At 67.7% G+C, this 21822-nt stretch carries 28 protein-coding genes and 1 tRNA gene; 19 read left to right on the top strand and 10 right to left on the bottom strand.

Features of this window, described 5'->3' with window-relative positions:
* On the bottom strand, nt 1-297 hold the full coding sequence (locus FE811_RS04010; RefSeq protein WP_140846810.1) for a type II toxin-antitoxin system RelE/ParE family toxin: 297 nt from the start codon (nt 295-297) through the stop codon (nt 1-3).
* A 133-nt stretch (nt 298-430) separates the two neighbouring features.
* Nucleotides 431-619 (bottom strand): hypothetical protein, encoded by a 189-nt coding sequence (locus FE811_RS04005; RefSeq protein ID WP_036749949.1) that lies wholly within the window; start codon nt 617-619, stop codon nt 431-433.
* A gap of 162 nt (nt 620-781) precedes the next feature.
* On the opposite strand from FE811_RS04005, the gene FE811_RS04000 reads away from it, so the two are divergent.
* Nucleotides 782-1063: a type II toxin-antitoxin system RelE/ParE family toxin gene (locus FE811_RS04000; RefSeq protein WP_116221908.1), complete on the top strand. Its 282-nt coding sequence runs from the start codon at nt 782-784 to the stop codon at nt 1061-1063.
* A gap of 11 nt (nt 1064-1074) precedes the next feature.
* Nucleotides 1075-1365: a HigA family addiction module antitoxin gene (locus FE811_RS03995; RefSeq protein ID WP_116221909.1), complete on the top strand. Its 291-nt coding sequence runs from the start codon at nt 1075-1077 to the stop codon at nt 1363-1365.
* A 201-nt stretch (nt 1366-1566) separates the two neighbouring features.
* Here the strand turns inward: FE811_RS03995 and FE811_RS03990 are convergent, their stop codons facing one another.
* Complete coding sequence (locus FE811_RS03990) at nt 1567-1950, bottom strand: DoxX family protein (RefSeq protein ID WP_116221910.1); 384 nt, start codon at nt 1948-1950, stop codon at nt 1567-1569.
* 400 nt (nt 1951-2350) lie between these two features.
* Here FE811_RS03990 and FE811_RS27335 point away from each other — a divergent pair, with 400 nt between their 5' ends.
* From FE811_RS27335 to FE811_RS03970, 5 genes are all read left to right on the top strand, one after another.
* A complete protein-coding gene (locus FE811_RS27335) occupies nt 2351-2509 on the top strand; it encodes a hypothetical protein (protein ID WP_166435524.1) in 159 nt (52 codons plus the stop codon).
* Nucleotides 2506-2679, top strand: a complete 174-nt coding sequence (locus FE811_RS27330) for a hypothetical protein (protein ID WP_166435525.1) — start codon at nt 2506-2508, stop codon at nt 2677-2679. Before FE811_RS27335 ends, FE811_RS27330 begins: the two co-directional genes overlap by 4 nt.
* A 275-nt stretch (nt 2680-2954) precedes the next feature.
* On the top strand, nt 2955-3485 hold the full coding sequence (locus FE811_RS03980) for a hypothetical protein (RefSeq protein WP_116221911.1): 531 nt from the start codon (nt 2955-2957) through the stop codon (nt 3483-3485).
* A gap of 241 nt (nt 3486-3726) precedes the next feature.
* A complete protein-coding gene (locus FE811_RS03975) occupies nt 3727-4119 on the top strand; it encodes a hypothetical protein (protein WP_116221912.1) in 393 nt (130 codons plus the stop codon).
* Nucleotides 4120-4311: 192 nt separating this feature from the next.
* Nucleotides 4312-4677, top strand: a complete 366-nt coding sequence (locus FE811_RS03970; RefSeq protein ID WP_116221913.1) for a DUF983 domain-containing protein — start codon at nt 4312-4314, stop codon at nt 4675-4677.
* A gap of 57 nt (nt 4678-4734) precedes the next feature.
* On the opposite strand, the gene FE811_RS03965 is transcribed toward FE811_RS03970, so the two are convergent.
* The 3 genes from FE811_RS03965 to FE811_RS03955 form a co-directional block, all read right to left on the bottom strand.
* Complete coding sequence (locus FE811_RS03965; RefSeq protein ID WP_116221914.1) at nt 4735-4935, bottom strand: hypothetical protein; 201 nt, start codon at nt 4933-4935, stop codon at nt 4735-4737.
* A gap of 63 nt (nt 4936-4998) precedes the next feature.
* Entirely contained in the window at nt 4999-5370 is a 372-nt protein-coding gene (locus FE811_RS03960) for a hypothetical protein (protein WP_114535201.1), read from the bottom strand.
* Nucleotides 5371-5982: 612 nt separating this feature from the next.
* A tRNA-Lys gene (locus FE811_RS03955) sits at nt 5983-6058 on the bottom strand.
* Nucleotides 6059-6154: 96 nt separating this feature from the next.
* Between FE811_RS03955 and dapF the strand changes: the two genes are divergently transcribed.
* The 8 genes from dapF to FE811_RS03915 all read left to right on the top strand — a co-directional run bounded on the left by dapF (nt 6155) and on the right by FE811_RS03915 (nt 14001).
* Nucleotides 6155-6982, top strand: coding sequence for a diaminopimelate epimerase (gene dapF, locus FE811_RS03950; RefSeq protein ID WP_036749975.1), 828 nt, complete (start codon nt 6155-6157; stop codon nt 6980-6982).
* Between the two features lie 5 nt (nt 6983-6987).
* Nucleotides 6988-8241: a tRNA (N(6)-L-threonylcarbamoyladenosine(37)-C(2))-methylthiotransferase MtaB gene (gene mtaB, locus FE811_RS03945; protein ID WP_116222419.1), complete on the top strand. Its 1254-nt coding sequence runs from the start codon at nt 6988-6990 to the stop codon at nt 8239-8241.
* A 221-nt stretch (nt 8242-8462) separates the two neighbouring features.
* Complete coding sequence (locus FE811_RS03940) at nt 8463-9380, top strand: histone deacetylase family protein (protein ID WP_116221915.1); 918 nt, start codon at nt 8463-8465, stop codon at nt 9378-9380.
* The gene (locus tag FE811_RS03935; protein ID WP_036749981.1) at nt 9377-9613 is read left to right on the top strand and encodes an exodeoxyribonuclease VII small subunit; all 237 of its coding nucleotides are present in this window, start codon (nt 9377-9379) and stop codon (nt 9611-9613) included. The genes FE811_RS03940 and FE811_RS03935 overlap by 4 nt, the downstream gene beginning before the upstream one ends.
* Entirely contained in the window at nt 9613-10476 is an 864-nt protein-coding gene (locus tag FE811_RS03930; protein WP_036749984.1) for a polyprenyl synthetase family protein, read from the top strand. The genes FE811_RS03935 and FE811_RS03930 overlap by 1 nt, the downstream gene beginning before the upstream one ends.
* A 25-nt stretch (nt 10477-10501) precedes the next feature.
* Nucleotides 10502-12430, top strand: coding sequence for a 1-deoxy-D-xylulose-5-phosphate synthase (dxs, locus tag FE811_RS03925; RefSeq protein WP_072463712.1), 1929 nt, complete (start codon nt 10502-10504; stop codon nt 12428-12430).
* 23 nt (nt 12431-12453) lie between these two features.
* Nucleotides 12454-13350 (top strand): restriction endonuclease, encoded by an 897-nt coding sequence (locus FE811_RS03920; RefSeq protein ID WP_116221916.1) that lies wholly within the window; start codon nt 12454-12456, stop codon nt 13348-13350.
* Between the two features lie 18 nt (nt 13351-13368).
* Entirely contained in the window at nt 13369-14001 is a 633-nt protein-coding gene (locus tag FE811_RS03915; RefSeq protein WP_240540305.1) for a COG3650 family protein, read from the top strand.
* A gap of 159 nt (nt 14002-14160) precedes the next feature.
* Here FE811_RS03915 and FE811_RS03910 read toward each other — a convergent pair whose 3' ends face one another.
* The gene (locus FE811_RS03910) at nt 14161-15024 is read right to left on the bottom strand and encodes an SDR family oxidoreductase (protein ID WP_116221917.1); all 864 of its coding nucleotides are present in this window, start codon (nt 15022-15024) and stop codon (nt 14161-14163) included.
* Nucleotides 15021-16007 (bottom strand): LLM class flavin-dependent oxidoreductase, encoded by a 987-nt coding sequence (locus FE811_RS03905; RefSeq protein ID WP_116222420.1) that lies wholly within the window; start codon nt 16005-16007, stop codon nt 15021-15023. Before FE811_RS03905 ends, FE811_RS03910 begins: the two co-directional genes overlap by 4 nt.
* Before the next feature lie 97 nt (nt 16008-16104).
* Between FE811_RS03905 and FE811_RS03900 the strand changes: the two genes are divergently transcribed.
* The 3 genes from FE811_RS03900 to FE811_RS03890 all read left to right on the top strand — a co-directional run bounded on the left by FE811_RS03900 (nt 16105) and on the right by FE811_RS03890 (nt 19086).
* On the top strand, nt 16105-17589 hold the full coding sequence (locus tag FE811_RS03900; RefSeq protein ID WP_036749994.1) for an AMP nucleosidase: 1485 nt from the start codon (nt 16105-16107) through the stop codon (nt 17587-17589).
* 152 nt (nt 17590-17741) lie between these two features.
* On the top strand, nt 17742-18041 hold the full coding sequence (locus FE811_RS03895) for an HU family DNA-binding protein (protein WP_024845371.1): 300 nt from the start codon (nt 17742-17744) through the stop codon (nt 18039-18041).
* A gap of 115 nt (nt 18042-18156) precedes the next feature.
* On the top strand, nt 18157-19086 hold the full coding sequence (locus FE811_RS03890) for a DMT family transporter (protein ID WP_116221918.1): 930 nt from the start codon (nt 18157-18159) through the stop codon (nt 19084-19086).
* Here the strand turns inward: FE811_RS03890 and FE811_RS03885 are convergent.
* Complete coding sequence (locus FE811_RS03885) at nt 19041-19634, bottom strand: glutathione S-transferase family protein (protein ID WP_116221919.1); 594 nt, start codon at nt 19632-19634, stop codon at nt 19041-19043. The genes FE811_RS03890 and FE811_RS03885 overlap by 46 nt on opposite strands.
* Nucleotides 19635-19694: 60 nt before the next feature.
* Between FE811_RS03885 and FE811_RS03880 the strand changes: the two genes are divergently transcribed.
* Complete coding sequence (locus FE811_RS03880) at nt 19695-20396, top strand: YafY family protein (RefSeq protein WP_036750003.1); 702 nt, start codon at nt 19695-19697, stop codon at nt 20394-20396.
* Here FE811_RS03880 and FE811_RS03875 read toward each other — a convergent pair.
* A complete protein-coding gene (locus FE811_RS03875; RefSeq protein WP_116221920.1) occupies nt 20374-21795 on the bottom strand; it encodes an aminotransferase class V-fold PLP-dependent enzyme in 1422 nt (473 codons plus the stop codon). The two genes, FE811_RS03880 and FE811_RS03875, sit on opposite strands and share 23 nt — an antisense overlap.
* Nucleotides 21796-21822: the final 27 nt, after the last annotated feature.

Raw genomic sequence — 21822 nt, 5'->3', positions numbered from 1 at the left:
TCAACCCTCCATCTCTGCGACAAGCCGCTTCGCCTGTTCGATGTCCGCCTGCTGGCGGCTCTTGGTGCCGCCGCACAAAAGCACGACCAGCACCGATCCGCGCTGAACGAACTGGACCCGATAGCCGGGCCCCTCGTTGATGCGCCTCTCGCTCGCGCCAGCGCCAACCGGCTTCACATCTCCGGGGTTTCCGAACCGCAGCCGCTGGATGCGGCTGGCAATCTTCCGGTTGGCCCTTGCATTGCGAAGGGACAGCAGCCATTCCCGGAAGGTATCTGTCTGGCGGATCTCGATCATGAGATGTAGCTTGCAGGCTACATGAAATCAAAGGCAGCAGGATGGTTCAATCAAAGGCAGCAGGATGGTTCCTTGGTTGCCGCTCTGAGGTGGCCAGCGCCAATGCATGCAGCGGGGATGGATCACGGCGGGGTCACCCATGCAGCAGGCGGTCAGCAGCCTCGCGAAGAACGCGCGCCACCTCGGGATGAGAGACGGCGGCCTTGTCCTGGTAGGATCGGGCGGTCTCATGCTCGCGCCCCGGCCGCAGCAAGGGCGAACTCAGCAGCAAGTCCATCACGAATGCCTCGAGCGCCTCACCACGTTTGTCGTTGCTTTCCATCGTTTCATCCCTCTCCGAACTCTGCCCGATCCTGCCCCACGGTTGGCGTGATGTGCAGGCAGCGGAAGGGCGAGACATTTTCAAAGGATCCGGGGGAATTTCGAAGCTTCGGTGTCAGGGAATATCTTGATGTCTGTATCATCACACGATACGTATCGTTGCATGATACAGAGCATCAGGGGCGAGTTGACCGCGCAAGTCCTGGCTGGCAAGCCGGGCAAGGGCTTTCCCGCCAACCTGTCCAAGATCGCCGTCCGCAAGGTGGCGATGCTGCAAGCGGCTCACCTCCTGGACGACCTGCGGGCGCCCAAGGCGAACCGGCTGGAAGCCCTCAAGGGCGATAGGGCGGGCCAGCATTCGATCCGGGTCAACGACCCGTGGCGCATCTGTTTCACCTGGACCCAGAACGGCCCTGCCAATGTCGAAATCGTGGACTACCACTGAAAGGAACCGCCATGACCATGCTGCAAGTGCCGGTCCATCCCGGCGAAATCCTGAAGGAAGAATTCCTGGACGACTTGGGGATCAGCGCCGGCAAGCTGGCCCGGCATATCCATGTGCCCCGCACCCGCATCGAGCGCCTTGTGAAGAAAGAAACCGCCATGACCGTGGACACGGCGCAGCGGCTCGCCAAGGCCCTGGGAACCTCGGTGGAGTTCTGGATGAACCTTCAACTGAACTACGACCTGATTACGAACACGCCAGATCCAGACGTGGCCGATATCCAGCCGCTGGCAGCGGCGTGAGCGTGCTTGTGCTGACCCTGCTCGCCGTGTTCGCCTTCCCGCCGCTGACGCCCGTCGCGCTGGCGGTCATCACCGCGGGCGTAGTCTGAGCCGCCCGCGGACAGGGGTTGCTGCGGTCTGGCTGTGTCCGCCTTGGGTCATGGTGTTGCGTCCTCCGGCGCGTCTAACCGTGCCGGAGGCGGGATGTTCCAGCAGAGCCTCTCAGCGGCCCTTGAGCCGGTCGATGGACAGCGCTCCGGGGCCGGTGGTCACGAGCAACAGGAAGACGAAGCAGAACAGGATGGCTGCATCGCCGCCGTTGGCCACGGGGAAAACGCTCTTGGGGGCATGCGCCATCCAATAGGCAAAGGCCATGTGCCCGGACAGGACGAACGCCACCGGCCGAGTGAACAGACCGAGGATGATCAGGGCGCCGCCGATGACCTCCAGCAGCCCGGAGACGAGCGGCAGCGTGCCGAGGGTTTCGGGGCCGGGGATGGGGATGCCGAACAGCTTTTGGGTTCCATGCTCGAAATAGAGCAGCCCGGCGACGATGCGCAGGGCTCCGATTGCATAGGGCTGTAGCGCCGAAAGCTTGCCAGTCATTGCCGTCCCTCATCTTTGGGTTGATGCTGCGGACAGTGGATGGTCGCGTTCGTCAGAATGCAAGCGGGATGAAAGGCGGAGCGCAAAGCAATCGCATTGATCTTCGAGAGAATGCCGCGATGCAGAGCCGCACGGTTTCAAGCCGTATCGGACCCATCAGCTCTCATCGCCACCCCAGGCCCCACCGCGACCTGCCCGCCTTCGAGGAACTGAACGCCTCGGGCCTCAAGGGCCTTGCGGATAGCTTCCTCGTTCTCCAGGTCCAGGGCTTTTGTGCGGCCACTCTCGAAGGAGCGCAGCGTGTCATGTGATACGGCAGCAGCATCCGCAAGGTCGGAAGCCTTCCAGTCAATGAGCAACCGACGCTGAGTTCAGCGCTCTGTGCGCACGTCGCCATGCCATGGAAGTGGCCCTAATCGACCTGCCGGCAGCCAACGCGCAAGACGCCATAGCGAAGGTGGTGGTATATGCCGGCATCGGCGTTGACGACCTGCGCGCAGAAGCCAAGCTTGAAGAAATCTTGTCCGAAGCCCGCGCGCTCGTCGGAGGTGCAGCATGATAGTGCAAGACATCACGATACCGGACGACAGGATCGACCGCTTCATCCTCGACCTGCTGACCGCGCTGGACGAGACGCAGATCAGCATGACGGAGATCCGCGTCTACCTCGTTCTCAGCCAGTCGCCCCAACCGCTGAGCCTGAGCGAGATAGCAAGGCGGATCAATTGAGACCGGAAGATGGCTCGAACCATCATCAATAAGATGCGCGAATCCAGCTTCGTCGCCAATGAGCGAGATGGGATTTCCCTCACGCAGGAGGGTGAGGATGAGCGGCAGAGGCTCAATGGTCTCGTGGCAGATGCTCTTGGGGCTAGTGTCGGGACCAGAAAGCGCAGTTCTGGGCCGAGGCCCGCAGAATGATCGGTTGAAACAGAAGTCCCCAGCTCCAGTCGGGCGCCTCCATTCTTTCATCCCATCTTCAACCGGCGCGAGGGCGCATCTGCATGGACACGGCCTATTCGATCAACCGGCACTGGTCGGATCGTTTCATCCCCGAGATCCGCCGCATCGTCGGCGCGCATCTGCTGCGGGTCGCGCCGGATTACCTCGATACCCGCCATGCCACCGATCTGCTGATGCTGGATGGGCGCGACATGCGGATTGCCGCCAGAGTGCGGCGCCACGGCTATGCCGGCCGCTATCCCTATGACTTCACCATTCGCTCGCGCCTGCCTTCGGGCAACCCGACCGAACTGGCCAAGATTGTGAACGGCGAGGGCGACTGGCTGTTCTATGGCCACGCCAACGCCGCCGGGACGGGCTTTGACCTGTGGTGGCTGCTGGACCTGCGGGCCTTCCGGGCCGGGCGGATCCGCCATGCCTCGAACGGCTACCCCATCGCCTCGGGCGACCGGGTGAACACGGACGGCACCTGCTTCAAGTGGTTCGATATCCGTTCCTTCCCCAAGGAGCCGCCGCTGGTGCTGGCGACCTCGGGGACTCGCAGCGCCGGCCCGTCGCCCTGGCATGACTGACCGCTGATTTCTCGGCCCAACCCAGAAGGGGGTGAACAAGAGCGCATTGGCAGCCTCCGCATGGTGCGGGGCTTCGCCGTGTCAGGGGCTGCGGATCTGCCATGCCTCGGCCGATCCCTGTTCCATGGGCTGGTCGACCCTCCCATTCTGGCAAGCACAAAGCACAGCGGCCAGTGTTATCGCTTGTCCGGGACCTCAGGACTTCCTAGCCTAGGCCCAAGCGTTGAAGGGAAAGTGGATCATGCAGAAAAAAGCCATTCTGATCGTCGGGCCGTTGCTGCTCGCCGCCTGCACCGCATCGGACAATTACAGCGAAATCATCGCGCGCTCCACGCCGCCCAGCGCCGCCTTGAAGTCCGAGATTGTGGCTGGTGCCAAGGAACTCATCTATGACCCCGCCTCGATCCGCGATGCCGAGATTTCCAACGTGGCGACCTTGCCGGATGGGTTGCAAGGCGTCTGCGTCCGTGCCGACAGCAAGGATGTCTCGGGCCGCTATCTGGGGGTGCACAGCATCGGCATCCCGATCCGGGACGGCAAGATTGCCGGCGGCAGCCTGGATCACCCCCTCTGTGACCGCTCGGACATTCAGTGGCAGCCCTTCCCCGAGCTTGAGCGGCTTCCTGGCGCATAGGGGCTCCTGCTTCGTGTTTGCCGCTCCCTCCGCTGCATCCCTTGTGTAGTGGAAGGAGCGGTTTGCGATTCCAAAGGGCCATGCTCCTCCCGACGCCTGCGACACACACGCCCTTTGTCGCGAATGTCGCGACATCCAATCCTCGCCCCATGGTGTTATCCTTCGACAGGAGCAATCGGAGCGCGCACAGCCATGGCAGAGGAACGGAACGAGCGGGCAGCGGCGGTGAGAGGGCTGATGGGCAGGTGCCCGCATTGCGGCAAGGGTCGGCTGTTCAGGGGATACCTGACCATCGTGCAGGAGTGCGAATCCTGCGGCGAGCCGCTGGGGCTCTATCGGGCGGCCGATGGCCCGGCCTTCTTCACCATGACCATCATGCTCCTGCTGTTGATCCCGATGATCGGCCTTGCCTGGGGGCTTTATCGGCCGGATCCGGTCACGCTGCTGGTCTCGGTAGGGCTGGCGACAACCGTGCTGACCCTGGTCATCCTCCGTCTCGTGAAGGGCGCGTTCGTGGGATACCTGTGGGCCAAGCATGAACAGGACAGGGGCGCCTGACCCTGCGCCGGCCAAGGCCAGCCCCCGCGAACCCGTTTCCGCAGGGGCGGCCGCCGGTCAGCCGAGCAGCCAATAGGCGGCCAGGGCAATCCCGCCAAAGCCGGCAAGCATGATGCACCAGTTCAGCAGCACGGCCTTGCCGGACTGGAGCTGTTCGGGTGTGGGCGGTGTTTCGGCAGGTTCAGGCGCATCGCCGGTCTTTGGTTTTTCGGCAAAAGGTGTCCGGCGCGTGGCCGGTTCATCTTCGTGGGAAGTCATCTGTCGTCCTTCGTGAACGCAAGGGTCATGATCTGCCAGCCCGGAACCGGGGGCAGAATGCTGTCAGGCGGTCATGGGAAGGGACGGGGGTGCACGGGCGCAGGGGGCAAGCCTGCCGGCACAGACACCGGTTTGTGGCTGATAGGCATAGGCGAGAGATGCCGCGATGCGCGGCGGAAGAGACGGGGGCTCTGGTGGCGGCAGCGCCGTCGCGGCCAGCGGGCGGATCTGCACCGCATCCTTGCGGGCGATCAGGTCGCGCCCGTGGATCGCCGCCAGGGTCAGGGCCGGCGCGGTCAGTTTCTGGGACTGGCCTGCCGCCTCGGTGACCTGTGGTCCGGGCAACATAACGACCAGCAGGGCCAGCAGCAGGGCCAGCCACAGCCTTGCCACATGCGATGGATGTGCCGTTTCAGGGGCCTGTGGGTCCGTCATGCTCCGACTGATCCATGTATTCCGGCTGGGACGCAAGGCTTCAGGGTTGCCCCCACCCGGCAGAGTGGCAACCGAATAGCCGCAGGTTGCGATTCCTGATCGTCGCGAAAGCCAGCCACGGCAACCCTTCTGACGACCCGATTGCCCAGAATCGCGGAATAGCGACAATCGCAGGTCGAGAAAGATGGAAATGCTCGGGTGCGACAATGCTCGCACAGCGCCGGCAGGCCCGTTCCGCTGGCCGGGGTGTCTGACAGAGCGAATCTCAGCCTGCCTGGGACTATCGCGCCGACCTCCGGGCGCGGGCTGTCGCAGCGGCGCCAGCAGACTGTCCGATCAAGGGCAACATCTCGAACAAGGGCGAGCGGATCTATCACACGCCCTGGTCGCCGGCCCATACCAAGACCCGGATCGATGAGAGCAGGGGCGAGCACTGGTTTTGCAACGAGGCCGAGGCCATTGCGGCCAAGTGGTGCGCGGCGCGCTGGCGCTAGATTCGGAGCGTCCTGAGCGGCTTCGAATTGTCCCCCATGTGTCCCCCAGGGAGGTGTTAGCGCCCAAACCGCCTCGTAGACAGTTTCTCGTAACCGCTTGTCATGTAAGGAAGTTCAGTGGTGAGCCCGACAGGATTCGAACCTGTGACCCACTGATTAAAAGTCAGTTGCTCTACCAACTGAGCTACGGGCCCATCGCACGGGGGGCTAACTACGGTCGGCGGCTGACAGGGTCAAGCGGAAAAATCGCGCCTCTGGCAGAATCTTTTCGGCAGGAGTATGTCAGCGCCATGGAACACCAGCAAAACCTCGGTCAGGGCACCCCTCTGCCCTTCATGAAGATGCACGGGCTCGGCAACGACTTCGTCGTCGTGGACAGCCGCCGCTCGGGCGCGCTGCCCGATGCCGCGACCGTGGCCGCCATCGCCGATCGCCATCGCGGCGTCGGATTTGACCAGCTTGCCGTCATCCTGCCCGGCGAGAATGCCGATGCGCGGCTGGTGTTCTTCAACGCCGATGGCTCGGTCTCGGCGGCCTGCGGCAATGCCACGCGCTGCGTCGCGCGCTTCCTGATGGACGAGACCGGCGCCCCCGCGCTGCGGCTGGCCACCGACCACGCCGTGCTTGCGGCCGAGGATGCCGGGAACCGCCTGACCCGCGTCAACATGGGTGCGCCGGTGCTGGACTGGGCCGGGATCCCGCTGGCCGGGGATGTCGATACGCTGCACCTGCCCGTCGAGGGCGATCCGGTGGCGACCGGCATGGGCAACCCGCACATGACCTTCTTCGTGCCCGATGCGGCGGCGGTGGACCTGGACCGCTTCGGCCCGGCGCATGAGCATCATCCGCTTTATCCGCAGCGGACGAATGTCGAGATCGTTCAGGTCGTCTCGGACAGCGAGATCATCCTGCGCATCTGGGAGCGCGGCACCGGCATCACGCTGGCCTCGGGGTCGTGTTCCTGCGCGGCCGTCGTCGCCGCCGCAAGGCGCGGGCTGACCGGGCGGCGGGTCAGGGTCAACGTGCCGGGCGGCGTGCTGGAGATCGACTGGCGCGAGGACGGGGTCTGGATGACCGGCCCGACCGCGCATGTCTTCGACGGGGTCTGGCGCGGATGAAGGACATGAAGCCCCCGGTTTTCGCGACCCTCGGCTGCCGGCTGAACGCCTACGAGACCGAGGCCATGCGCGAGATGGCCGAGGCCGCCGGGCTGCAGGGCGCGGTGATCGTGAACACCTGCGCGGTGACGGCCGAGGCGGTGCGCAAGGCCCGGCAGGAGATCCGCCGGCTGGCGCGGGAAAATCCCGGCGCCCCGGTCATCGTCACCGGCTGCGCGGCGCAGACCGAGCCCGAGACCTTTGCCGCCATGGCCGAGGTCAGCCGGGTCATCGGCAACCATGAAAAGATGCAGCCCGCGACCTGGGCCGCGATGCAGGCCCCCGATCTGATCGGCGAGACCGAGAAGGTGCAGGTCGACGACATCATGTCCGTGCGCGAGACGGCGGGCCACCTGATCGACGGCTTCGGCCGGCACCGCGCCTATGTGCAGGTGCAGAACGGCTGCGACCATCGCTGCACCTTCTGCATTATCCCCTATGGCCGCGGCAATTCGCGTTCCGTGCCGGCCGGGGTGGTGGTGGACCAGATCCGGCGGCTGCGCGACCGCGGCTTCAACGAGGTGGTGCTGACCGGGGTCGACCTGACCTCCTGGGGGGCGGACCTGCCGGGGCAGCCGCGGCTGGGCGACCTGGTCATGCGCATCCTGCGGCTGGTGCCGGACCTGCCGCGGCTGCGGATCAGCTCGATCGATTCGATCGAGGCGGACGAGAACCTGATGCTGGCCATCGCCACCGAGCCGCGGCTGATGCCGCATCTGCACCTGTCCTTGCAGGCGGGCGACGACATGATCCTGAAGCGGATGAAGCGCCGCCACCTGCGCGACGACGCCATCCGCTTTTGCGAGGAGGCGCGGCGGCTGCGGCCCGGCATCGTCTTTGGCGCCGACATCATTGCCGGCTTCCCGACCGAGACCGAGGCGATGTTCGACAATAGCCTGAAGCTGGTCGAGGATTGCGGGCTGACATTCCTGCATGTGTTCCCCTATTCGGCGCGCAAGGGCACGCCCGCGGCGCGGATGCCGCGCGTGCCCGGCCCGGCGATCAGGGAGCGGGCGGCGCGGCTGCGGGCGGCGGGCGATGCGGCGCTGGCCCGGCATCTCGAGGCCGAGGTCGGCGCGGCGCGCATGGTGCTGACCGAGGGGCCGCGCCTGGGCCGGACGGAGCATTTCACCGAGGTTGCCTTTGATCGCGACATGCCCGAGGGCACGCTGATGGATGTGCGCATCGCCGGCCATGACGGGCAGCGGCTGAGGGCCTGAGGGCGGTCCATCGTCGCGGTCGCCGGGGGGCTGTCTGCCCCCCGTCCATCGGCCTGGGGCCGATGGCCTCCCCCCGAGGATATTTGTCCACGGAAGAAGCCGGGGAGGGGTGCCGCCATTGCGGTCCTGATGGGCATTTGCCCTGCCGGGGGGCGGGATTTTCGGCCAGGTCGGGAACATTTCCTTGCCGGGCGGGGCGGCTGTCCATAATCCTTGGGCCGATGACCTTGCTTTATACGCATCCCTCGGGGCTTTTGCATGTGACGCCGCCCAGCCATCCCGAGCAGGTGGCCCGGCTGGATGCCGTGCTGGCGGCGCTGGAGGGGGCCGACCTGCAGCGGCGCGAGGCGCCCGAGGCGGTAGACCGGGACATCCTGCGCGCCCATCCGGCCGAATACCTGGCGCTGTTGCGGCGGAAGGTGCCGGCCGAGGGCTGGAGCATGCTCGATTCGGACACCTACCTGGCGCCGGGCAGCCTGGAGGCTGCGCGCCATGCCGTGGGCGGGGTTTGCGCCGCCGTGGATGCGGTGCTGGCGGGCGAGGCGCCCAATGCCTTCGTCGCCATGCGCCCCCCCGGCCACCATGCCGAGCGCATGAAGGCGATGGGATTCTGCATCCTGTCCTCGGTCGCGATCGGGGCCAAGCGGGCGCTGGAGCATCATGGGCTGGACCGGGTGGCGGTGCTGGATTTCGACGTGCATCACGGCAACGGCACCCAGGACGTGCTGTGGGACGAGAAGCGGGCGCTGTTCGCCTCGACCCACCAGGTGCCGCTTTATCCCGGCACCGGCGCGCCGGCCGAGCGTGGCGCGCATGGCCAGGTCGTCAATGTCGCGCTGGCGCCGGGCAGCGGCGGGGACGAGGCGCGTGCCGCCTGGGCGGCGATCTGCGGCCGGGTCGCGGCATGGCGGCCGCAGCTGGTGCTGGTCTCGGCCGGGTTCGACGCCCATGCCGCGGACCCGCTGGCCTCGCTGATGTGGGACGAGGCCGATTTCACCGCCATCACCCGGATGATCTGCGATACGGCGGCCGCCTGTTCGGCCCCGGTGGTATCGGCGCTGGAAGGCGGATATGATCTTGCCGCTCTGGGCCGCTCGGCGCGCGCCCATGTCGATGTGCTGAGGGAGACTGCGGCGTGACCGAGATCGAGAACATGTCCTTCGAGGATGCGATGAAAGAGCTGGAGGCGACCGTCGGCCGGCTGGAGCATGGCGAGGCCACGCTGGAGGAATCGATCAAGCTTTACGAGCGCGGCGCCTTGCTGCGGGCGCATTGCGACCAGCGCCTGCGCGAGGCCGAGGAGCGGGTGGAAAGGATCACGCTTGCCGCGAACGGCCAGCCCCAGGGCACCGCGCCGGCCGAGGGGCTGTGATGCAGGAGCGCCTGGGCGAGGTGAAGGCGCAGGTCCAGGCCGCGCTGGACGGGGCCATGGCCGGCCTGCCCGCGGGCGAGCTGGCCGATGCCATGCGCTATGCCTGCACCGGCGGCAAGCGCATCCGCGCCTTCCTGGCCATGGAATCGGCGCGGCTGTTCGGCCTGGGCGACGCGGCTGCGCTGCCGGTCGCGGCGGCGGTCGAGGCGCTGCATGCCTATAGCCTGGTCCATGACGACCTGCCCTCGATGGACGACGACGACCTGCGCCGCGGCCTGCCGACCGTGCATGTGCAATGGTCCGAGGCGACCGCGATCCTGGCCGGCGATGCGCTGCAAAGCCTGGCCTTCGGCCTGCTGACCGAGCCGCAGATCGGGCCGCCCGAGGCCCGGCTGGCGCTGGTGCGGGGCCTTTCGGAGGCGGCGGGCGGGCGCGGCATGGTCTGGGGCCAGGCGCTGGACATCGCCGCCGAGACCGCCGCCGCGCCGCTGGACCTTGCCGCCATCACGCGGCTGCAGCAGGCCAAGACCGGGGCGCTGATCCAGTTCGCCGCCACCGCCGGCGCGGTCATGGCCGGCAAGGATCCCGGCCCGCTGGCGGACTATGCCCGCAACCTGGGCCTGGCCTTCCAGATCCAGGACGACATCCTCGACGTGACCGGCAGCGAGGCCGAGACCGGCAAGCGCACCGGCAAGGACGGGGCCGCGAACAAGGCGACCTTCGTCTCGCTCTTGGGGCTGGAGGGCGCGCGGGACAAGGCGCGCGCGCTGGTCCGCGACGCCGAAACCGCCCTGGATGCCTATGGCGAGGGCGCAGGAAACTTGCGGCAGCTCGCGCGTTTCGTTATCGAACGCGACGCCTGACAGCCCGCCCGGAGAGGGGCAAGCCATGACCCATGAGACTTCCGACCGCCCCGCGACGCCGATCCTGGACCGGGTGCATCTGCCGTCCGACCTCAAGGATCTGACCGATCGCGAGCTGCGCCAGCTTGCCGACGAGCTGCGGGCCGAGACGGTCAGCGCGGTTTCCGTGACCGGCGGCCATCTGGGCGCGGGCCTGGGCGTGGTCGAACTGACCGTGGCGCTGCACGCGGTCTTCGACGCGCCGCGCGACAAGATCATCTGGGACGTGGGGCATCAATGCTATCCGCACAAGATCCTGACCGGGCGGCGCGACCGCATCCGCACCCTGCGGATGGAGGGCGGGCTTTCCGGTTTCACCAAGCGGTCGGAAAGCGCCTATGATCCTTTCGGGGCCGGGCACAGCTCGACCTCGATCAGCGCGGCGCTGGGCTTTGCCATGGCGCGCGAGCTGGGCGGCGATCCGGGCGATGCCATCGCGGTGATCGGCGACGGCGCGATGAGCGCGGGCATGGCCTTCGAGGCGCTGAACAACGCCGGCGACCTGGGCAAGCGGCTCTTCGTGGTGCTGAACGACAACGAGATGTCCATCGCGCCCCCGACCGGGGCGCTGTCGCGCTATCTGACCCGGCTTTACGCCGAGGGGCCGTTCCAGGACTTGAAGGCCGTGGCCAAGGGCGCCGTGGGCTTCCTGCCGCCCAGCCTGCAAGAGGGCGCGCGCCGCGCCAAGGAGATGCTCAAGGGCATGGCCGTCGGCGGCACGCTGTTCGAGGAACTGGGTTTTTCCTATATCGGCCCGGTCGACGGCCATGACCTCGACCAGCTTCTGCCGCTTCTGCGCACGGTCAAGGCGCGGGCGACGGGGCCGGTGCTGCTGCATGTCGTGACCCGCAAGGGCAAGGGCTATGCCCCGGCCGAGCGCGCCGCCGACAAGGGCCATGCCACGGCGAAATTCGATGTCGAGACCGGGACGCAGGCCAAGGCCAAGTCGAACGCGCCCAGCTATACCTCGGTCTTCGCCCGCGCGCTGGTCGATCAGGCCAGCCGCGACGCCCGAATCGTCGCCGTCACCGCCGCCATGCCGGACGGCACCGGGCTGAACCTGATGGCCGAGCGTTTCCCGCGCCGCTGCTTCGACGTGGGCATTGCCGAACAGCATGCCGTGACCTTCTCGGCCGGGCTGGCGGCGGGGGGGATGAAGCCCTTCTGCGCGCTTTATTCGACCTTCCTGCAGCGCGGCTACGACCAGGTGGTGCATGACGTGGCGATCCAGCGCCTGCCGGTGCGCTTTGCCATCGACCGCGCCGGTCTGGTCGGGGCCGATGGCGCCACCCATGCCGGCGCCTATGACATCGCCTTCCTGGCGAACCTGCCCGGCATGGTGGTGATGGCCGCCGCGGACGAGGCGGAACTGGTGCATATGGTCGCCACCGCCGCTGCCCATGACGAAGGCCCCATCGCCTTCCGCTATCCGCGCGGCGAGGGCACCGGCGTCGAGATGCCCGAGCGCGGCGAGGTGCTGGAGATCGGCAAGGGCCGGGTCGTCGCCGAGGGCAAGCGCGTCGCCATCCTGTCCTTTGGCACCCGGCTTGCCGAGGTCATGCGCGCGCGCGAGGCGCTTTCTGCGCGCGGGATCTCGCCCACGGTGGTCGATGCCCGCTTCGCCAAGCCGCTGGACCGCGCGTTGATCCTGCGCCTGGCCCGCACGCATGAGGCGCTGATCACCATCGAGGAGGGCGCGGTCGGCGGCTTCGGCAGCCTGGTCGCGCAGTTGCTTGCGGACGAGGGCGTCTTCGACGGCGGGCTGCGCTTCCGCCAGATGGTGCTGCCCGACACGTTCATCGACCACGCCAGCCCCGAGGCCATGTATCGCGACGCCCGCATGTCCGCCCCCGACATCGAGGCCAAGGTGCTGGACGTCCTGGGCGTGGCCCGGATCGGGGAAAAGCGGGCGTGAGCGAAATTCCGTCAAGCAGCGATATGCTGCCTGTATGTTTACGCTTGTTGGCCGATGGCGCGCGGAATGCGCGTGAATGCTTGCCGGGTCTGCAACGGCATTTTTCCCTGAACGATGAGCAGATGGCTGAACTCATCCCCAGCGGAGGCCGCACGCGCGTCTTTGATCGGGCGGATTGGGCAATGCTCTGGTTGCAACAAGCCGGGTTAACAGAAAAAGTCGAGCGTGGTCATAATGTGATTACCCCAACCGGTCGTGAACTGGTTGCGTCGGGTAGATCCTTCGATAGGAAATATGTTCAAGGGCTGCCTCCATATATCGCGTGGCGGGCCAAACGAAAGGGCCGGACCGCAACCTCTTCTGCTGCCCAAACTGTCGAGGTTGCCGAGGAAGCACAGACTCCATCTGAACTGATCGAGTTTGCCTATTCTCAACTCGACACCGCTCTGGCCGACGACCTGCTCGAACAGGTTCTGGCGCTGACCCCTGCCCGTTTCGAATGGCTGATCGTCGAGCTTCTGCTGGCCATGGGCTATGGCGACGGTCGGACCGAGATGGGGCAGGCCATCGGAAAATCCGGCGACGGTGGCATCGACGGCGTGGTCAACGAGGACAAGCTGGGCCTTGACGCCGTCTATATCCAGGCCAAGCGCTACGGCCTGGACAATGTCGTCGGGCGCCCGGCATTACAGGCCTTCATCGGCTCGATGACCGGCGAAAGCGCCACGAAGGGCGTGTTCGTGACCACCTCGTCCTTTTCGCGCGAGGCGCGGGAGTATGTGCGCCGCGTGCAGCAGCGCGTGGTCCTGATCGACGGTGCCCGGCTGGCCCGGCTGATGATAGACCATGGCGTCGGCGTCAGGATCGACAAGACCTATGTGCTGCGCTCGATTGACGCTAACTTCTTTGATGTGGACTGACCGGAGGCGACGCTTACCATGAGCAAGCAGATTCTGCGTATCCTTCTGACCGGCCTTGCCCTTGCCGCGCCCCTGGCGGTGCAGGCGCAGGATCATCTGCCCAACCTGTTCGACGTCACCGTGGTCGAGACCTGGGACACGCTGAACGTGCGCGAGGCGCCGGACGGCAAGGCCAAGGTCATCGGCCGGCTCGCCTCGACCGCCAAGGGCGTGGAACTGCTTTCCCGCGACGCCAGCGGCAAATGGGGCCGGGTGAACGTGGGCGAGACCACGGGCTGGGTCGCGCTGCGCTTTCTCAAGCCGCAGGCGACGGTGTGGAAACCGGCCGAGCTGCCGCTGGCGCTGCATTGCAGCGGGACCGAGCCCTTCTGGTCGGTCAAGACCGTGCAGAAGGGGCTGGTCTTCAGCGAGCCCGACCAGCCCGAGCGCCAGCTTTCGCTGCGCAAGGTCATGGATCGCGGCATCGAGGGCGAGCCCACGCGCGGCATCATCGCCGGCGACGACAAGGGCCGGCTGACCGCCTTCCTGCGGCCCGAGCAATGTTCGGACGGCATGTCGGACCGCAGCTATGCCCTGGCCGTCGCGGTGATCCTGGACGGGCAGGAGCAGCCCTCGCGCATGCTGACGGGCTGCTGCTCGATCGCGCCCTAGCAGGCTGCTGAAAAAGTCCTTGCGACAGGACAGCGCGGGCGGGGAACTGGGAAATCCGCCTCAAATTTGCCGAAAACACCCTATTTTCGGGCCAATATCAGCTGGATCCAGAACGATTTCCGCTGCGTCGCCCTCTCAAAATACTTTTTCAGCAGCCTGCTAGGCCTCGATCCCCTCGGCGCGGGCCAGTGCGGCCAGCCCGGCGCGATAGTCGGGATAGCGCAGGGTCACGCCCAGCTCGCGCTTGATGCGGTCGTTGGCGACGCGCTTGTTCTCGGCATAGAAGCTGCGCGCCATGGGGGTCATCTCGGCGCTCGCGTAATCCTCGGCAGGGGGCAGGGGCAGGCCCAACAGCTCCGCGGCATGGCCGATCACCGCCTCGGGCGGGGCCGGGTCGTCGTCGCAGACATTGTAGATCGCGCCCGGCCGCGGCGCGTGGATCGAGGCCAGCAGCACCTGGGCGATGTCCTCGGCATGGATACGCGAGAAGACCTGGCCGGGCTTGACGATGCGCCGCGCCGTGCCCGCCCTGACCTTGGCAAAGGGGCCGCGCCCCGGCCCATAGATCCCGGCCAGGCGAAAGATGTGCAGCGGCAGGCCGTGTTCGGCGGCGAGCCGCTGCCAGCCCTGCTCGGCCGCGACCCGCTCGCGCCCGCGCCGGGTCGAGGGGGTGCAGGGCGTGTCCTCGTCCACCCAGCCGCCCTCCCGGTCGCCATAGACGCCGGTGGTGGAAAGATAGCCCAGCCAGCCCGGCCGCGCCGCCGCGATCTCGGCCCCGAAGGCGGCCATGACCGGGTCCGCGCCCTGTTCCGGCCCGACCGAGACCAGGATCGCGTCGGCCTGGGCGATGGCGCGGCGCACGTCATCCTCTTGCCCCGGCCAGCGCAGCGGCTGGGCGCCGGCCTGCGCCACGCGATCGGTGGCGGCGCGGGTGGTGCCGGTGACATGCCAGCCCTCGGCCAGCAGCAGGGGCGTCAGGAAGCCGGCGGAATAGCCGTGGCCGAAAACCAGCATCCTCGTCATGCGCGCGCCCGCAGGATCTCGGCCGCCATGGCGAAGGAGCGGTGCCGCGCGCCCTGGTCGTAGATATTGCCGACCAGGATCAGCTCGTCGGGCTGGTGGCGGGCGATCAGCCGGTCCAGTTCGGCGGCGACGGTATCGGGGCTGCCGACGGCGCTGACCGCCAGCGCGGCGTTGACCGTGGGCAGGATGCGCACCGGGATCGCCTCAAGCACGTCGTCGACCGGGGGCGGCAGCAGGCCCGGCATGCCCAGCCGCAGCCGGGCGAAGCTGATCTGCTGGCTGCTGCGCAGCCGCTGCGCCTCGGCGTCGCTGTCGGCGACGATGACGTTCACCGCCAGCATGAAGCGCGGCGCCTGGCCAAACTCGGTGGGCTGGAACCGCTCGCGGTAAAGCCGCAGCGCGTCCTCGAGGTCGCCGGGGGCGAAATGGCTGGCGAAGGCATAGGGCAGGCCAAGCGCCGAGGCGAGGCTCGCGCCGTAAAGCGACGAGCCGAGGATCCAGACCGGGACATTCGTGCCCTGGCCCGGATGGGCCGCGACCGGGACGCCGGGGCGGGGCGGGCCGAGATAGTGCATGAGCTCGACCACGTCGTTCGGAAAATCCTGGTTGCCCTGCAGGGACCGGCGCAGCGCATGCATCACCGCCCCGTCGCCGCCCGGCGCGCGGCCCAAGCCCAGGTCGATGCGCGGCCCGTGGATCGTCGCCAGCGTGCCGAACTGTTCGGCGATGGCCAGGGGCGCGTGGTTGGGCAGCATGACGCCGCCGGCGCCGACGCGGATCGTCCGGGTATGGTCCGCCACATGGCCGATCAGCACCGAGGTGGCGGCACTGGCGATGCCCGGCATGTTGTGATGTTCGGCCAGCCAGAAGCGGCTGTAGCCCCAGCCCTCGGCGGCTTGCGCCAATGCCACGGAATTGGCGATGGCCCGGCGCGCGTCCGAGCCCTCGGCCACCACCGCCAGATCGAGAATGGAAAATTCCATGCGCATCACTCCTTTGCCTTCCCCAGATAAGGCGTCCGGTGCCGGCTTGCCAGCCCGCCGCCGCGCTGGCACTCTCCGCCGAAACTGGAGAGCGCGCATGTTGACCGACAGCCGGAGACTTCCCATCGAGACGCCCGAGCCCGCCGAGCGCGTCTATTTCGACGACCCGGCCGCCGCCGTCGCCCGGCTGGTCGAGCTTTACGAGCGCGCCTCGCATTTCCTGCTGGACCATTTCCTTGCCACGCTGAAGGGCGGCCGGCCGGCGGCGCGCTATCGCGCCTTCTACCCGGAACTGCGCATGACGGTGCCGATCCATTCCAAGACGGATTCGCGGCTGTCCTTCGGCCATGTCGCGCTGCCGGGCACCTATTCGACCTCGATCACCAGGCCGGACCTGTTCCGCGGCTACCTGACCGAGCAGATCGGGCTTTTGATGCGCAACCACGGCGTGCCGGTGGCGATCGGCGAAAGCGGCACGCCGATGCCGGTGCATTTCGCCGTGGCCACGCAAAGCGACCTGAACGTGCCGCAGGAAGGCGTGCTGGACTATTCGCTGCGCGACGTCTTCGACGTGCCGGACCTGAACACGATGAACGACGACATCGTCAACGGCACCGCCGGGCCGAACCCGGACGGCAGCCATCCGCTGTCGCCCTTTACCGCGCAGCGCGTCGACTACTCGCTGGCGCGGCTGGCGCATTACACCGCGACCCTGCCCGAGCATTTCCAGAATTTCGTGATGTTCACGAACTACCAGTTCTACGTGGACGAGTTCGAGCTTTTCGCCCGCCGGGCGCTGGCCGATCCGCATTCGGGCTATACCGAGTTCGTCGCGCCGGGCAACCAGGTCCTGGAACGCCCCGAGGACATCATCGCCACCGGCGCCAAGATGCCGCAGATGCCGGCCTATCACCTCAAGCGCGCGGACGGCGACGGCATCACCCTGGTCAATATCGGCGTCGGCCCCTCGAACGCCAAGACCGCGACCGACCATATCGCCGTGCTGCGCCCGCATGCCTGGCTGATGGTCGGCCATTGCGCCGGGCTGCGCAACAGCCAGAGCCTGGGCGATTTCGTCCTGGCCCATGCCTATCTGCGCGAGGATCACGTGCTGGACGACGACCTGCCGGTCTGGGTGCCGATCCCGGCCCTGGCCGAGGTGCAGGTCGCCCTGCAAGAGGCGGTGGCCGAGGTCACGCAGCTGGAGGGCTATGAGCTCAAGCGCATCATGCGCACCGGCACGGTGGCCACCATCGACAACCGCAACTGGGAATTGCGCGACCAGTCCGGCCCGGTGCAGCGGCTGTCGCAATCGCGCGCCATCGCGCTGGACATGGAAAGCGCCACCATCGCCGCGAACGGGTTCCGCTTTCGCGTGCCCTATGGCACGCTCCTGTGCGTCAGCGACAAGCCGCTGCACGGCGAGTTGAAGCTGCCCGGCATGGCCACGGATTTCTATCGCACCCAGGTCGCGAACCACCTGCTGATCGGCATCCGGGCCATGGAAAAGCTGCGCGAGACGCCGTTGGAGCGCATCCACTCGCGCAAGTTGCGCTCGTTCAACGAGACCGCCTTTCTCTAGAATAGGGCCCTTGGCGACGAATTTCGCAGCGTTTGCTGGGGAAAGACGCCGAAAAAGCTTGATCTGCGCTTAAAAAGCTTGTGTAGCGGCAAGCGTGCCGCCAAGGTGGCGTCCGAAAATTTCCCGAACGGGGAACAACGAGGAGACAGAATATGGCCCAGGCCGCTTCGAAACCGATGACCAAGACCCAGCTCGTCGCCACGCTGGCCGATGAAATGGGCAGCGACAAGAAGACTGCCGCGGCGGCTCTGGACGCGCTTTCGGCCGTCGTGTCGCGCACGGTCGCCGAAGGTGGTGCCGTCACCCTGCCGGGCATCGGCAAGGTTGCCTGCCGCACCCGCCCCGAGCGTCAGGTCCGCAATCCGCAAACCCAGGAGATGATGACGAAGCCCGCCGACAAGGTGGTCAAGGTCACCATCGCCAAGGCGCTGAAGGACAGCGTGAACGCCTGATCCCGGCTTTCGCCGCAGAAGGGGCCGCGCATGACCTGCGCGGCTTCTGTCGTTTCCGGCCCTTGCGCCCGCCGGCCCATCTGCTAGCCCATGGGGGTGCGGGCAGGGGGGCGACATGGATTTCAGGGCCATTCTGATGGGCTTCGGCTTTGCGGTCGTCTGGGCCTCGGCCTTTACCTCGACGCGCATGATCGTCACGGCCGCGCCGCCGCTGACCGCGCTGGTCATCCGCTTCGGCCTGTCTGCCATGGTCGCGATCCCGCTGGCCCGCGCCATGGGCCAGAACTGGCGCCTCAGCCGGGCCGAATGGCGCACGGTGGTCCTGTTTGGCCTGTGCCAGAACGCGCTTTACCTGGGTTTCAGCTGGGTCGCGATGCAATATGTCGAGGCATCCGTCTCGGCCATCATCGCCTCGATGATGCCGCTGGCCGTGGCCTTCCTGGGCTGGCTGCTCTATGCCGAGCGGCTGCGCCCCATCGCCGTGGCCGGGCTGGTCGCGGGGGTGGCCGGCGTCACGCTGATCATGGGGGTGCGGCTCCGGCACGGGCTGGACGTGCCGGGGGTGATCCTGTGCCTGATCGGCATGGTGGCGCTGACCTTTGCCACGCTGGCGGCGCGCGGCGCCGGCGGCAGCCGCAACATGATGATGATCGTCGGGCTGCAGATGGCAGTCGGCGCCGGCCTGCTGCTGGTCCCGGCCATGCTGATGGAATGGGGCCGCCCGGTGGAATGGAGCGCGGGCCTGCTTTGGGCCTTTGCCTATACGGTGATCGCGCCGGGCATCGGCGCGACCTGGCTGTGGTTCCGGCTGGTCAACCGCATCGGCGCGGTGCGGGCGGCGACCTTTCATTTCCTGTCGCCGATCTTCGGCGTCGCCATCGCCGCCGCTTTGCTGGGCGAGCGGTTCGGTGCCTCGGACGTGATCGGCGCGCTGATCGTGGCGGCGGGCATCCTGATGGTGCAGCTGGCCAAGCTGCCCGCCGCCGCCGCGGCGGCGCCTCAGCCGCCCAGTTCCGCCGCCCGCGCCATCGAGGGGCGCGACTGAACCCGCCGCGCCCAGTCGTCGATGGCGGGCGTGCGCGGCATCCCCTCGCCAAAGAACAGGAAGGGGCTGGCGATCAGCAGGTCGGCGCCCGAGAAGCGGTCGCCTAGCAGCCAGGGCTGCTTGCCCAGCACCTCGTCCAGCCGCCGGATCGCGGTGTCGTAGTCGCGGAAGGTCGCCTCCAGCGCCGGATGCCGGATCTTGAAGAAGTTCAGGATCGCCACCGGCTCCAGCACGCCCTGATACCAACTGAGCCAGCTCAGATACTGGCCGCGCCTGGGATCGCCCGGCAGCGGGCCCAGCCCCGCCTCGGGGAACATGTCGGTCAGATACAGGATGATGGCGCCGCGTTCGCGCACGTGATCCTCGCCATCGACCAGATAGGGCACCTTGCCCTCGGGATGCGGGTTCGCCGGGTCGCGCCCGCCCGAGCCGTCCTGGCGCGGGATCGTGACATGGCGGATCTCGACCTTGTCGGGGATGCCCAACTCGTCCAGCAGGGCAAGGATGCTCGACGAGCGGCTTTTCGGGGCGTGGTATAGGGTCGGCATCTTGGCCTCCTGTGTTGACGGGGGCAGAATGGCGCAGGGCCCCTGACAGAAGGTGACAGCATGTCCCGCACCGACCGGCTGATGCGCCTGATGGATGCGCTGCGCCGCCTGCCCGCGCCGGTGACGGCCGCGCGGCTGGCCGAGGAGACCGGCGTCTCGCGCCGCCAGCTTTACCGCGACATCGCCACGCTGCGCGCCGGCGGCGCGCTGATCGACGGCGAGGCGGGGCTGGGCTATGCGCTGACCGAAGACCCGGCCCTGCCGCCGCAAAGCTTTTCGCGGCTGGAGATCGAGGCACTACTGCTGGCCGTCTCGGGCCTGCGCACGCTGGGCGATCCCGAACTGACCCGCGCGGGCGAGGATGCGCTGGCCCGCATCATCGCCACCCTGCCCGAAAGCCAGGGCCGGCACGCCATGCACACCACCATGCGCCTGTTTCGCGAACCGGCGCAGCGTCCCAGCCCGCAGGTGGACATGGCGCTGCTGCGCGAGGCGCTGTGGGAAGAGCGCAGCCTGGTCATCGACTATCTCGACCTGCAGGACGCCGCCACGACGCGCGAGATCTGGCCCTTGGGCCTCAGCTACAGCGACAACCACATGATGCTGCTGGCGCATTGCACGCTGCGGCAGGATTTCCGCACCTTTCACGTGCCGCGCATCCGGGCCATGCGTCCCGGCGGCACCAGCTTTCGCCCGCGCCGGGTGGCCCTGGTGCGGGACTATATCTCGCGCCCCTGCGCTAGGCGGCCGCAACCGGGGTGAAGATCGCGGTGGCGCGGTCGCAGCGGTAATGCGCCAGGTGGTCGGCCGCGTGATCGGCCAGGTCGCAGACGGCATCCAGGATCGCCTCGACCTCGGCGCGCGGGGCCGCCCAGCACAGGTTCAGCCGCACGAAGCCGGGCTTCTCGATCTCGTCCCCGGCCAGGATCGCGGCGCGCAGCCGGGCCGAATCCTCGGGGCCCAGCCCCAGCAGGTGATGGACATAGGGCCCGGCGCAGGCGCAGCCGCCGCGCGCCTGCACGCCGTAAAGGTCCGACAGCATCCGCGTCGCCAGCTGCTGGTGGACAAAGCCGCCCCGCCCGTCGCGGATGCGGAAGCTGAAGAAGGGCAGGCGCGGCGCGTCCGGGTTGCCCAGCAGCTCGATCCGCGGATGGCTCCGCAGCCGCGCCATCCCCAGCGCCAGCCATTCGGCATTGCGCGCGTCGATGGCGTCCTGCCCCACGGCGGCCTTGGTCAGAAAGACCAGCGCGGCGCGGATGTCGCCGATCACGTTCGGGGTGCCGCCTTCCTCGCGCGCCTCCAGCGACGGCGCATAATCGTGGCCCTGGGGCGAGACGAAGCGCACCGTGCCACCGCCGGGCAGGGTGGGGCGCCCGGCCAGCACCGCGTCGCGGCGCAGGATCAGGACGCCCGAGGCGCCGGGCCCGCCGATGAACTTGTGCGGCGAGATCACCACCGCATCCATGCCCAGCCGCATGTCGATGGGCAGATAGGGCGCGCCGCCGGCCTGGTCCCAGACCACCCTGGCCCCTGCCGCCTTCAGGATGCGCGTGACCTCGGCCATGTCGGTCAGCGTGCCGGTGACGTTCGAGGCGGCCGAGAAGCTGCCGATCACCGGGCCGCCCGCGCGCGCCAGCGCCTGCCGTAGCGCCGCCAGGTCCGGCCCGCCGGTCGCGGCCTCGGGGATCGTCACCACCTCGGCCCCGCTTTCGCGCCAGGGCAGGATGTTCGAGTGATGCTCGTAAGGCCCGATCAGCACCGTCGTTCCCGGCCCGGCGGCCATGAGATGCACCAGCCGGTTGATGCCCTGCGTCGCGCCCGAGCCGGTGAAGATCACCGCATGTTCCGCCCCGGCATGGGTGCAAAAGCCGATCGCCTCGCGCGCCGCGCGGCGCATCCGGGTCATGGTGCCGCCGCAATGGCTGGCCTCGGTATGGCTGTTGGCATACCAGGGCAGGACGTTCTCCATCACCCAGTCCTCGATGGGCCGCAGTGCCCGGCCCGAGGCGATGTAATCGGCATAGATCATCCGGCGCGGCCCGAAGGGGCCGTCGATCACCGCGTCGCGGCCGATCACGCCGTCATGGATCACCTGCATCGGGTCGTCGCCCAGCCGGGCGAGATAGCTGTCGAAAGGCGGCATCGGATTCCTCGTCTTCATGCGCGCATCTTGACCCGCCGCTGGCGA

The organism is Paracoccus sp. FO-3, from assembly GCF_006386455.1.
Classification (GTDB): domain Bacteria; phylum Pseudomonadota; class Alphaproteobacteria; order Rhodobacterales; family Rhodobacteraceae; genus Paracoccus; species Paracoccus versutus.
Note: the sequence above shows the minus strand (reverse complement) of the source record. Positions and strands in the feature narration are given on the sequence as shown.